Annotated in this window: 9 protein-coding genes and 1 pseudogene; 1 reads left to right on the top strand and 9 read right to left on the bottom strand. The window is 73.8% G+C overall.

Going from position 1 to position 12,172, the window contains the following annotated elements; genetic code table 11:
* Positions 1-52 precede the first annotated feature (52 nt).
* From J1792_RS29245 to J1792_RS29235, 3 genes are all read right to left on the bottom strand, one after another.
* Positions 53-1,369 (bottom strand): NAD(P)/FAD-dependent oxidoreductase, encoded by a 1,317-nt coding sequence (locus tag J1792_RS29245; RefSeq protein WP_086574719.1) that lies wholly within the window; start codon positions 1,367-1,369, stop codon positions 53-55.
* Between the two features lie 176 nt (positions 1,370-1,545).
* Positions 1,546-2,442, bottom strand: coding sequence for a TIGR01777 family oxidoreductase (locus tag J1792_RS29240; protein WP_086574718.1), 897 nt, complete (start codon positions 2,440-2,442; stop codon positions 1,546-1,548).
* A gap of 33 nt (positions 2,443-2,475) precedes the next feature.
* Entirely contained in the window at positions 2,476-2,994 is a 519-nt protein-coding gene (locus J1792_RS29235; protein ID WP_179199113.1) for a DUF4240 domain-containing protein, read from the bottom strand.
* A 187-nt stretch (positions 2,995-3,181) separates the two neighbouring features.
* On the opposite strand from J1792_RS29235, the gene J1792_RS29230 reads away from it, so the two are divergent.
* Positions 3,182-4,099: an SDR family oxidoreductase gene (locus J1792_RS29230; RefSeq protein ID WP_207248558.1), complete on the top strand. Its 918-nt coding sequence runs from the start codon at positions 3,182-3,184 to the stop codon at positions 4,097-4,099.
* Here J1792_RS29230 and J1792_RS29225 read toward each other — a convergent pair.
* The 6 genes and pseudogenes from J1792_RS29225 to J1792_RS29200 all read right to left on the bottom strand — a co-directional run bounded on the left by J1792_RS29225 (position 4,096) and on the right by J1792_RS29200 (position 12,117).
* On the bottom strand, positions 4,096-5,079 hold the full coding sequence (locus tag J1792_RS29225) for a helix-turn-helix transcriptional regulator (protein ID WP_086574710.1): 984 nt from the start codon (positions 5,077-5,079) through the stop codon (positions 4,096-4,098). The genes J1792_RS29230 and J1792_RS29225 overlap by 4 nt on opposite strands.
* A gap of 296 nt (positions 5,080-5,375) precedes the next feature.
* Positions 5,376-5,999, bottom strand: a complete 624-nt coding sequence (locus tag J1792_RS29220) for a GntR family transcriptional regulator (protein ID WP_086574708.1) — start codon at positions 5,997-5,999, stop codon at positions 5,376-5,378.
* 126 nt (positions 6,000-6,125) lie between these two features.
* Positions 6,126-7,905 (bottom strand): annotated as a pseudogene (gene sucB / locus J1792_RS29215) (2-oxoglutarate dehydrogenase, E2 component, dihydrolipoamide succinyltransferase).
* A gap of 49 nt (positions 7,906-7,954) precedes the next feature.
* On the bottom strand, positions 7,955-9,343 hold the full coding sequence (gene lpdA, locus J1792_RS29210; RefSeq protein WP_086571512.1) for a dihydrolipoyl dehydrogenase: 1,389 nt from the start codon (positions 9,341-9,343) through the stop codon (positions 7,955-7,957).
* 310 nt (positions 9,344-9,653) lie between these two features.
* Positions 9,654-11,174, bottom strand: coding sequence for a leucyl aminopeptidase (locus tag J1792_RS29205; RefSeq protein WP_207248557.1), 1,521 nt, complete (start codon positions 11,172-11,174; stop codon positions 9,654-9,656).
* A 139-nt stretch (positions 11,175-11,313) separates the two neighbouring features.
* Positions 11,314-12,117, bottom strand: a complete 804-nt coding sequence (locus J1792_RS29200; protein ID WP_207248556.1) for an adenosylcobinamide-GDP ribazoletransferase — start codon at positions 12,115-12,117, stop codon at positions 11,314-11,316.
* Positions 12,118-12,172: the final 55 nt, after the last annotated feature.

The following is a 12,172-nucleotide window of genomic DNA, read 5'->3' as shown; positions in this document are numbered from 1 at the left end:
TCGTGGCCCGGCGTCGCCGGTCGTGCCCACCGGGCCGCGTCGCCGGGCCGGGCTACGCCGCCCGCAGGGCCTGCCCCTGTCCCGGGCGGACGCCCAGGTCGCGCAGGACCGCCTGTGCGGCCCGGCGGCCGGAGAACAGCGCCCCCTGGACCGTGCTGGTGTCGCGGTGGTCGCCGCAGACGTAGAGGCCCGACAGCAGCCGCACGGGGCGGCGCACGTCGTGCGGGGCCGGCATGGCCGGGACCGCGTCCGGGTCGTGATGGGCCGCCAGGAGCCGCCACCTTGAGGCCGAGGTGCCGTAGACCCGGGCCAGCTGGGCCCGGGCCGCCCGGTCGAGCTCCGCCGTGGGCAGGCCCGCCGCCGCGCCCAGGACCGTCGAGGTGATCAGGGCCTCGCCGGCCGGCGCGCGGTCCGGGTCCACCTCGCTGGCCACCGTGGTGTGGGCCACCGGGCCCCGGCGGGTGCCGGTGAGGATCAGCGAGGCGTCGCGCAGCGGCGGCTCGTCCGCGGCGTGGTGCAGGACCGTCACGGGGTGGAAGCCCGGCAGGCGCAGCCCCGGGATCAGCTCCGCCGCCGAGCGGGCGCCCGTGGCGACGACGACCGAGCGGCAGGTGATCTCGCCGTGCTCCGCCGTGTCCACCGCCGTGGTGCCCACCGCCTTGGCGTGGACGCCGGTGCGGACCGTCTCCGGTGGCAGCTGTGCCGCGAGCAGGTCCGGGATGATGCCGGCCCCGCCCGCCGGGAGGCAGAGGCGGCCGCGCGCGTAGCCGCGCAGGACCAGGTCGGCGCAGCGGCTGGACGTGGTGAGGTCCGGGTCCGAGAGCAGCGACGCCAGCAGGGGGCGCAGGAAGCCCTCCACCGTACGGGCCGGCAGGCCCCGGGTGGCGAGGGTCGTGGAGGTGGGGCGGTCCGGGCGGGCCAGCATGCGGTCGATGGGCAGTGCGGCGAGGCGGGCCAGGGCCGCTCCCAGCCGGGCCTGGTCGAGGCCGGCGCTGCGCGAGGCGCGGGCCGCCGCGAAGGCGCGGGCGGTGGTGAAGGCGCGCTTGGCGCCGCGCAGTTCGCCGGTGCGGTGGTTGCGGCCGTCGGTGTGCACCAGCACGCCGGGGCTGAAGGGGCGCAGCTTGAGCGCCTCGAGCCCCGGGGTGCGGATCAGCTCGGGGAACGAGGTGTTGAGCAGCTGGCCCGTGCGGTCCAGGAGGAAGCCGTCCACCGCGTCGGTCGTCATGCGGCCGCCCGGCCGGGGCCCGGACTCCAGGACGGTCACGGTCACGCCGGAGCTGATCAGGTGCTGGGCCGCCGAGAGGCCTGCCAGGCTTGCCCCCACGACGACGACATCGGCGTGGTGTGCGGTGCGTGCGCTGCTGAGCACGTGCCCTCCCGGGGTCGGTCCGCTCGCTCGGGGGCCTGATGCCCTCAACCGGCGGCGGCGATGCGCGAGTTCGCCTCGACCGTAGAGAGAAATCCGGTCAATAACAGTCGCGCACGGGCCGAGCACGGTCGCACGGCGGTCGCATAAACCCCGTTCCGGGGTGCGGGCCGAGGGCGTCAGCTCTTCGCCAGCGCCGCTCGTACGGCGCTCTCGATATCCGGGTGGGCGAAGACGAAGCCGGACTCCAGCAGGCGGCGGGGCAGCACACGCTGACTGGCCAGCACTTCCGTGGCCATCTCGCCCAGCGCCAGCCTGAGCGCCGGAGCGGGCGCGGGCAGCAGCGCCGGACGCCTCAGCACGCGCCCCGTCGCCTCGGTCGCCTCGCGGTTGGTGACCGGGTGGGGTGCCGTGAGGTTGAAGGGGCCCGAGAGGTCGGAGGAGCGCAGCAGATGCCGCAGGGCCGCGACGTGGTCGGCGAGCGAGATGAAACTCCAGTACTGCCGGCCGTTTCCCAGCCGGCCCGCCAGCCCCAGCTTCGCGAGGGGGAAGAGGCGGGCCCAGGCGCCGCCGTCGGCGGACACCACCAGGCCGGTGCGCAGCAGCACCGTGCGTACGCCCGCCTCCGTGGCCGCGCCCGTCGCCGCCTCCCACTCCTGGCAGACGTCCGCCAGGAAGCCCCGGCCGGGCGGGGTGTTCTCGTCCACGACCCGCTCGCCGGTGTCGCCGTAGACGCCGATCGCGCTGGCGCTGAGCAGGACCCGGGGCGGGGTGTCGAGCGAGGCCACGGCCTCGGCGATCGCCCCGGTGCCGAGCACCCGGCTGTCGCGGATCTCCTTCTTGTACGCCGCCGTCCAGCGGTGGTCGCCCACCCCGGCCCCGGCCAGGTGGACGACCGCCTCGCACCCGGCGAGGCCCGCCGCGTCCACCCGCTGCCGGGCGGGGTCCCACTCCACCTCGCCGGGCTGCCGGGGCGGGTGGCGCACCAGGCGTACCACCTCGTCGCCGTCCCGGACGAGGGCGCGCGTCAGCGCCCTGCCGATCAGTCCCGTCGATCCCGTGACCGCTACGCGCATGATGTCCCGTCCGATGTCTTCGCAGGAGGAGAATCAGGACGAGAAGCGGGCCCAGAGCCGGGGGAAGCGCTCGGCCAGCACCGCCTCGTTCTCGAGGTCGAACGGCGTGCCGAGCGGTTCGGAGGGCTGCGGGGGCAGGCCGAGGTCGGGGGTCTCCACGCCCGTCAGCTGCTCGTACGCCTCGTCCGCCGCGTAGCCCAGGTCCTCGCCGTCCCCGTCCACGTCCTCGTCGAAGTCCTCCAGCAGGTCGGCGAGCGCGTCCGGTTCGTGCACGGCGCCCTCGAAGACCTCCCGGCCCTGCCCGATGAGCCAGCAGCGGAAGTAGTCGAAGACGTCGTCGCTCGCCCCGTCGAGGAGCACGGCCGCGGCCCCCCACAGGTCCCAGAGATAGGCACGGTTGTAGCGCGCCTCGAAGTGCCGCGCGAAGTCCAGCACGGCGTCCGGGTCGAGCTGCGTCAGCTTCTCGACCAGCAGGTCGGCCTGGTCCTCGGGGTCTCCCTCGGCGGTCTCTCGTGCGCTGTCGATCAGCTCCCAGAACTCCGTCTCGTCCATCATCACGGGACCAGCATCGGTCCTCGAGGGGGGCGACGCACCCGGAGGGCTCCGGATGCGGCCGTGTTGTTACCGGAGGCGGGTGGTGCCCGGTTGCCGGAAAATCAGGACAACAGATGTCTGGTATCGCTGGCAACGTCCTCCTCGTCGTCGAACGCAGTCGTCGAACGCAGGAGAGAGAGGACGGATGGACATGGGTGCACTCGAGGGGAAGGTCGCGCTGGTCGCCGGCGCCACCCGGGGAGCCGGCCGGGCCATGGCCGTGGAGCTGGGCCGCGCCGGGGCCGTGGTCTACGCGACCGGGCGCACCACGCGCGAGCACCGCAGCGAGGTGGGCCGGCCCGAGACCATCGAGGAGACCGCCGAGCTGATCACGGCCGCCGGCGGCACCGGCATCGCCGTCCCCACCGACCACCTGGAGCCGGAGCAGGTGCGGGCCCTCGTCGAGCGCGTCGAGAGGGACCACGGACGGCTCGACGTGCTCGTCAACGACGTGTGGGGCGGCGACCACCTGCTGCAGTTCGACACCAAGGTGTGGGAGGCGGACCTCGCCGCCGGGCTGCGGATGCTGCGCCTGTCCATCGACGCCCACGCCATCACCAGCCACTTCGCCCTGCCGCTGCTCATCCGGCGGCCGGGGGGCCTGGTCGTGGAGATCACCGACGGCACGGAGGAGTTCAACCGTGGCACCTACCGCGACAACCTCTTCTACGACCTGGCCAAAATCGCTCCCACCCGGATGGCCTTCGGGCTGGCGAAGGAGCTCCAGGAGTGCGGCGGGACGGCCGTCAGCCTCACGCCCGGCTTCCTGCGGTCCGAGGCGATGCTCGAGCACTTCGGGGTGACGGAGGAGACATGGCGGGACGCGGTGGCCGGCAGCCCGCACTTCGCCGTCGCCGAGTCGCCCGTCTACATCGGCCGCGCGCTCGCCGCGCTCGCCGCCGACCCGGACCGGGCGCGGTGGAACGGCCGGTCGCTCTCCAGTGGTGAGCTCGCCAGGGTCTACGGGTTCACCGACGCCGACGGCTCCCGGCCGGACGCCATGGGGTACTTCCGGGACGTGGTGTTCGGCGGCAAGGACGCGCCGGTGGAGGACTACCGCTAGGGCGTCTCCAGGGAAGGCCGGTAGAGGGCGGCGGCCCGGTCCGCCGCCCGCGCGAAGCGCACGCGGAGCTCCGGCGGCCCCAGCACCTCGGCCTCCGGGCCCAGCGCCAGCAGCTGCTCGTACGCGACGTCCTGCGACTCCACGGCCAGGGTGACGGCGACGCGGCCCAGCTTGTCCGGGGCTCCGGCGGCCTCCAGGGCCTCGTGGGCCGCCGTGCGGTCGGTGACGTACGGCAGGCGGCGGGCGCCGTCGGGGGACAGCCGCAGCTCCACGCGGTCGCGGAGGATCGAGCGGGCGAACGCGGCGGCGCGCTCCTCCCAGAAGGCCGGCAGGTCGAACGCCTCGGGGCGGTGGAAGCGGGCCTCGCCCACGGTCACCGCCGTGAAGCGGTCCACGCGATAGACCCTCACGTCCCCGTCCGCGCGGGCGGCCAGATACCAGACGCCCGCCTTGAGGATCAGGCCGTACGGCTCGAGGTCGCGCTCGACCTCGCCGCCCGGCCTGGCGTAGCGGGCCGTCATGCGGCGGTCGTCCCAGACGGCGTCGGCGACGGAGGGCAGCAGGTCGGGCGGGTCGTGGGGCTGCCACCAGCCGGGGGCGTCCAGGTGGAAGCGCTGGGCCGCGCTCGTGGGGGCGTCGCTCAGCTCCGGCAGCAGGGCGGCCGAGACCTTCAGACGGGCGGCGGAGGCGGCGTCGGCCAGGCCCATGTCGCGCAGGGCGGCCGGTACGCCGGAGAGGAAGAGGGCTTCGGCCTCGGTCCGGCCGAGACCCGTCAGGCGGGTGCGGTAGCCGCCGATCAGGCGGTATCCGCCGGCCCGGCCGCGGTCGGCGTAGACGGGCACGCCGGCCTCGGACAGCGCGAGGACGTCCCGGGCGACGGTGCGCTCGGAGACCTCGAGCCGGCGCGCCAGCTCGGTCCCGGTCATGGACGAACGGGACTGCAGGAGGAGCACCAGTTTGATCAGACGGGCCGCACGCATGACCTCATCATGCCGGGGCCCGCCCGTCGGTTCGGGGCACGACGACAGGAGCCCGTGCGCAGCCAGGGCACGGATGACGCATGGGGTCCTGTCGTCACCCCTTCGGACCGTGGCCGCGACACAGGACAGGGCGCGCGGCGACGGCTCCGGCGGAGACGATACGCCTTTGATCGATGATCGATCAATCCCTTGCGGGAATCGGATGCGGATCGGGCCGGATCTCCGGCGTGGACCGGACCGGATTTCGGCGGATTCCGGTGCTTTTCGAGGGCGTGCGGCCGGGATTCCGGCGTGGATCAGATGCGGGGCGCGCAGCTCAGGACGTGCCGCTTGAGGAGCTCGCCGATGGCCGGGTCGCGGCGCCGGAAGGCCCGTACGATCTCCGCGTGGTCCTCGGCGTGGGCGCGCGGCTCCGGGCTCAGCCAGCGGATCGACAGCGTCGTCCAGACCTCGATGCCCAGCGACTCCCAGGTGTGCAGCAGCACCGAGTTCCCCGCGGCCCGCACGATCTCGCGGTGGAAGGCCACCGTGTGGCGCGCCTGCGCCTCGCTGTCGCCCGCGCGGTCGGCCACCTCCAGGGCCGCCACCTCCCGCTCCAGCGCCGAGACGTCCTCGGCCAGGGCGCCCGCGGCCAGCTCGGCGGCCACCTGCTCCAGGCCCGCCCGGACCGGGTAGCTCTCCTTGAGGTCGGCGGCGGTCAGGTCGCGGACCCGCACGCCCTTGTTGGGCACGGACTCGATCAGCCGCAGCGACTCCAGCTCGCGCAGCGCCTCGCGCACCGGGGTCTGGCTCACCAGCAGCTCGGCGGCGATCCGCCGCTCCACGATCCGCTCGCCCGGCTGCCAGCGCCCGCTGACGATCCCCTCGAGGATGTGCTCGCGGATCTGCTCGCGCAGCGAATGGACGACGGGCGGGGTCATTTCTCTCCTTGGTCGGATCTGCCGGGTACGTCATTATGTCGGCACACGTAAGGGCGCGGCCCCGGCCCGTACGGAGTACGGAGCCGGGGCCGCGCCCTTCAGCGCTTACCGTCGAGAACGCTCGGGTCAGAGACCGATCTCGGTCTCGAACTCGGCGGCCTCGAGGATCTGCTTGACCGTGGTCAGGTAGCGGGCCGCGTCGGCACCGTCCACCAGGCGGTGGTCGTAGGAGAGCGCCAGGTACGTCATGTCGCGGATCGCGATGGTCTCGCCGAGCTCCGGGTGGTTGATGACCACCGGGCGCTTGACGGTCGCACCGATACCCAGGATGCCGACCTGGTTCGGGGGCACGATGACCGTGTCGAACAGCGCACCGCGCGAGCCGGTGTTGCTGATCGTGAAGGTCGCGCCGGCCAGGTCGTCCGGGCTGATCTTGCTGGAACGGACCTTGCCGGCCAGCTCCGCGGTCTTGCGCGCGATGCCCGCGATGTTGAGGTCACCCGCACCCTTGATGACCGGGGTCATCAGGCCCTTCTCCGAGTCGACGGCGATGCCGACGTTCTCGGAGTCGAAGTAGGTGATGGTGTTCTCGTCCTCGTTGATCCGGGCGTTGATGACCGGGTGGGCCTTCAGCGCCTGGACGGCGGCCTTGACGAAGAACGGCATCGGGGAGAGCTTGACGCCCTCACGGGCCGCGAACGCGTCCTTGGCCTTGTTGCGCATCCGCATGATCTTGGTGATGTCCACCTCGACCACGGAGGTCAGCTGCGCCTGGCCGTGCAGCGCCTTCATCATGTTGTCGGCGATGACCTTGCGCATGCGCGGCATCTTGACCGTCTGACCGCGCAGCGGCGACGCCTCGAGGGCCGGGGCCTTCGGGGCGGCGGCGGCCGGGGCGGCAGCGGCGACCGGAGCCGGCGCGGCCTTGGCGGCCTCGGCGGCGGCGATGACGTCCTGCTTGCGGATGCGACCGCCGACGCCGGTGCCGGCGACGGTGGTCAGGTCGACGCCGGCCTCGGCGGCGAGCTTGCGCACCAGCGGCGTGACGTAGGCGCCGTCCGTCGCCGGGGCGGCGGCGGCCGGAGCCTTCGGCGCGGCCGGAGCGACCGGCGCGGGGGCCGGGGCGGCCGGAGCCGGGGCGGCGACGGGCGCGGCCGGGGCGGCGGGGGCCGGGGCCGGAGCGGCCGGAGCCGGGGCCGGGGCGGCCGGGGCCGGAGCGGCGACCGGAGCCGGGGCGGCGGCGGGGGCCGGGGCGGCCGGGGCAGCGGCGGCGGCCGGAGCGGCGCCGGCGGCACCGATCACGGCGAGCTTGGCGCCGACCTCGGCGGTCTCGTCCTCGCCGACCAGGATCTCCAGCAGGGTGCCGGAGACGGGGGCCGGGATCTCGGTGTCGACCTTGTCGGTGGAGACCTCGAGCAGCGGCTCGTCGGCCTCGACCGTCTCGCCGACCTCCTTGAGCCAGCGGGTGACGGTGCCCTCGGTGACCGACTCGCCCAGCGCGGGCAGGACGACGTCGGTGCCCTGGGCGCCACCGGCGGCCGGAGCGGCGGGGGCCTCGGCGACGGGCGCGGGGCGGCGGGGCCTCGGCCACGGGGGCCGGGGCGGGCTCGGCGACCGGGGCCGGGGCCTCGGCGGCGGCCGGAGCGGCGGCCTCGGCGGGGGCGCCGGTGCCGTCGTCGATGATGGCCAGCTCGGCGCCGACCTCGACCGTCTCGTCCTCGGCCACCTTGATGGAGGCGAGGATGCCGGCCGCGGGGGCCGGGATCTCGGTGTCGACCTTGTCGGTGGAGACCTCGAGCAGCGGCTCGTCGGCCTCCACGCGCTCACCCTCGGCCTTGAGCCAACGGGTGACAGTGCCCTCGGTCACGCTCTCGCCGAGCGCCGGCAGGGTTACGGAAACCGCCATGATTGCGGTTGCTCCTTACGATTAGTGCGGATGGTCGTGCGCTCGGGACTCAGTCGTGCGAGTGCAGCGGCTTACCGGCCAGGGCCAGGTGCGCCTCGCCCATGGCCTCGTTCTGCGTCGGGTGCGCGTGGATGAGCTGCGCGACCTCGGCGGGCAGCGCCTCCCAGTTGTAGATCAGCTGGGCTTCGCCCACCTGCTCGCCCATGCGGTCGCCGACCATGTGTACGCCGACGACGGCACCGTCCCGCACCTGGACGAGCTTGATCTCGCCCGCGGTCTTGAGGATCTTGCTCTTGCCGTTGCCCGCGAGGTTGTACTTCAGGGTGACGACCTTGTCGGCGCCGTACAGCTCCTTGGCCTTCGCCTCGGTGATACCGACCGAGGCGACCTCGGGGTGGCAGTACGTGACGCGCGGCACGCCGTCGTAGTCGACCGGCACGGGCTTGAGCCCGGCCAGACGCTCCGCTACCAGGATGCCCTCGGCGAAGCCGACGTGCGCGAGCTGGAGGGTCGGGACGAGGTCACCGACGGCCGAGATGGTCGGCACGTTGGTCTGCATGTACTCGTCGACGAGGACGTAGCCGCGGTCCATCGCGACGCCGGCCTCCTCGTAGCCCAGGCCCTGGGAGACCGGGCCGCGGCCGACGGCGACGAGCAGCAGCTCGGCCTCGAAGGTCTTGCCGTTCTCCAGCGAGACCTTCACTCCGTCGGCGGTGTACTCCACGCCGGAGAAGCGGGAGCCGAGGGAGAAGTTGATGCCGCGCTTGCGGAAGGCGCGCTCCAGCAGCTTGGAGCTGTTCTCGTCCTCGACCGGGACGAGGTGGGGAAGCGCCTCGACGATGGTGACCTCGGCGCCGAAGGACTTCCACGCGGAGGCGAACTCGACGCCGATGACGCCGCCGCCCAGCACGATCGCGGACTTCGGCACGCGGTCCAGGACCAGCGCGTGGTCCGAGGAGATGACGCGGTCGCCGTCGATGGCCAGGCCCGGCAGCGACTTCGGCGTGGAGCCGGTGGCCAGCAGGACGTGGCGGCCGTTGATGCGCTGCCCGTCGACGTCGACGGACGTGGGGGAGGACAGGCGGCCCTCACCGGTGATGTAGGTGACCTTGCGGGAGGCGACCAGACCCTGCAGACCCTTGTACAGGCCCGAGATCACGTCGTCCTTGTACTTGTGGACGCCCGCGATGTCGATGCCCTCCAGGGAGGCCTTGACACCGAACTGCTCGGCCTCACGAGCCTGGTCGGCGATCTCGCCGGCGTGCAGCAGAGCCTTGGTGGGGATGCAGCCGCGGTGCAGGCAGGTGCCGCCCAGCTTGTCCTTCTCGATCAGGGCGACCTCGAGACCCAGCTGCGCTCCACGCAGGGCAGCGGCGTAACCACCACTACCGCCTCCGAGGATCACTAGGTCGAAAACGGTGCTGGCGTCGTTCGCCACGTCACGTCCTCCATGCATGGGTACGCCGGGCCGGTCGTCGGTGACCGGGCGGCGGCTGTTGTTCGGCCGCGTTTCTTCGGCCCTGTGATTACGGGGGCCCTGTCCTGCCGAGACAACATCTTCGCACTTGTTGACGGACGGCGGGACGCCGGGCCGGGCTGTGGGACGACTGATGCGTCACCTTCAGGGGGTTACTCGCGCGTACGAACGTGCCGGTTCATGCGGGTTTCGTCCGTAGCGAACACGCCACCGTACCGGCCGCGGCCCCGGGCGTCGCCCGGGGCCGCGGAGCCGGCACGAGACCCGTGACTCAGCCCAGGTCGCCGTCGGCGGTGCGCTCCGCCAGCCGGACCAGGGTGCGCACCGAGGAGCCGGTGCCGCCCTTGGGGGTGTAGCCGAAGGGGGCCTTCTCGTGGAAGGCGGGGCCCGCGATGTCCAGGTGCGCCCAGGCGATGCCCTCGCCCACGAACTCCTTCAGGAAGACACCGGCCACCAGGCCGCCGCCCATGCGCTCGCCGATGTTGGCCATGTCGGCCACCGGGGAGTCCATGGACTTGCGCAGCTCGACGGGGAGCGGCATCGGCCACGCCTGCTCGCCGACCTCCTCGGCGATCTCGTACAGCGAGGTGCGGAACGCGTCGTCGTTGGCCATGACGCCGAAGGTGCGGTCGCCGAGCGCGACGACCATGGCACCCGTGAGGGTGGCGACGTCCACGATCGCGTCCGGGTTCTCCTCCGAGGCGCGGGTCAGTGCGTCGGCCAGCACCAGGCGGCCCTCGGCGTCGGTGTTCAGCACCTCGACCGTCGTGCCGCTGTACATCCGCAGCACGTCGCCCGGACGGGTGGCGTTGCCGGAGGGCATGTTCTCCGCGAGGGCCAGCCAGCCGGTGACGTTGACCTTCAGGCCGAGCCGGGCGACGGCGAGGACCGCGCCGAGGACGGCGGCGGCGCCGGCCATGTCGCACTTCATGGTCTCGTTGTGGCCGGCCGGCTTCAGGGAGATGCCGCCCGAGTCGTAGGTGATGCCCTTGCCGACCAGCGCGAGGGTCTTCTCCGCCTTGGGGTGGGTGTAGGCGACGCGCACCAGGCGCGGCGGGTTGACCGAGCCCTGGCCGACGCCCATCAGACCGCCGAAGCCGCCCTTGAGCAGCGCCTTCTCGTCCAGCACCTCGACCTTGAGGCCGAACTCCTTGCCCGCGGCCTGGGCCTGGGCGGCGAACGACTTCGGGTTGAGGTCGTTGGGGGACATGTTGACCAGGTCGCGCGCGCGGTTGACCTCGGCGGCCACGGCGGTGGCGCGCTCGACGGCGGCCTTGAACGCCTTGTCGCGCGGCTTGCCGCCCAGGATCGCGGCCTCGGCCAGCGGGGCGTTCTTCGCGGGCTTCTCGTCCTTGCCGCCGCGGTAGGCGGTGAAGGAGTACGCACCCAGGACGGCGCCCTCGCCGATCGCGGCGGCGGACTCGGCGTCCTCGACGGGCAGGGCGAACGCGGCCTTCTTCGAGCCGGCCAGCGCACGGGCCGCCACACCGGCGGCGCGGCGCAGCGTCTCCTCGTCGAAGGCGTCGCCCTCGGCGGGCAGATCACCGAGGCCGACCGCCAGCACCACCGGGGCCTTGAAGCCGGAGGGGGCGGGCAGCTTGGTGACCTCCCCCTCGCCGCCGGAGCCGCCGAGGGTCTCCACGACGGCGGCCAGCCGGCCGTCGAAGGCCTGGTCAACGGCTTCGGCACCGGGCGCGACGACGAGGCCCTTCGGGCCCTTCGCCACACCGATGACGACGGCGTCCGCGCGCAGCGTCGCCGCACTGGAAGTGCTGAGAGTCAGAGCAGTCACGGTGGTGGGTGTCCCTACTTCCGTCGAGTTCTCGGCCGTGGATGGTGGTCCGGCCGCACCTTGCGCATCGTATGCGCCGTGCTGGGGCCGCCAGGGCCCGGGCCATCCGGCACGCGAGAGCGTATCGGGGCGGGAGCGGTCAGCCCAGTGCCAGGACGACCAGCGCGCAGGTCGCCGCGGTCTCCGCCAGGGCGCCGAACACATCGCCGGTCACGCCGCCGAACCGGCGCCGGCAGCGCCGCAGCAGCGCCTCGGTGCAGGCCAGGGCGAGGAGAACAGCGGCCGCCCCCTGCGCCGCCCGGAAGGGGCCGCCCGCCGTGCAGGCACAGGCCCCCGCGGCCGCGGCGGCGGTCGCCACGGCCACGGCCCACGCGGCCGGTACGGGCACCACGCCCGCCACCGCCGCGCCCAGCCCCTCGGGCCGCGCGGCGGGCACCCCCGCGCGGGCGGCCAGGGTCAGGGCGCAGCGGGCGGCGAGGGCGGCGACGACCGCCGCGACCGCGCCGCGTGTCCAACTGGCCGCGTACAACTGCGCGAGGACGGCGACCTGCGCAAGCAGGGTGAGCAGCAGGGTGACGACGCCGAAGGGGCCGATGTCGGAGCGCTTCATCACGCGCAGCGCGTCCTCGGCCGGCTTGCCGCTGCCCAGCCCGTCGGCCACGTCCGCGAGCCCGTCCAGGTGCAGCCCCCGGGTGAGCACGGCGCCCACCGCGACGGCGGCCACGGCGGCGAGCAGGGGACCGGCCCCGAGCAGCAGGAGCAGCGCTCCGGCGGCGGCCGCGCAGCCGCCCACCACCAGCCCGGCCAGGGGCGCCGCCAGCATCCCGCCGCGGGCGGCCGGGCGGTCCCAGCGGGTGAGGGCGACGGGCAGCACGGTGAGGGTGCCGAACGCGAAGCGCAGGGCGTCGCCGAGGCCGGCCCGGGCGGTGGTCGTGTCGGTCATCGCGGGCAGGGTATCCCGGCGCCCACGGCAGTACGTTTGCCGGGAGGGCGCGGCA

Origin of the sequence: Streptomyces triculaminicus, assembly GCF_017349075.1 — a bacterium.
Classification (GTDB): domain Bacteria; phylum Actinomycetota; class Actinomycetes; order Streptomycetales; family Streptomycetaceae; genus Streptomyces; species Streptomyces triculaminicus.
Note: the sequence above shows the minus strand (reverse complement) of the source record. Positions and strands in the feature narration are given on the sequence as shown.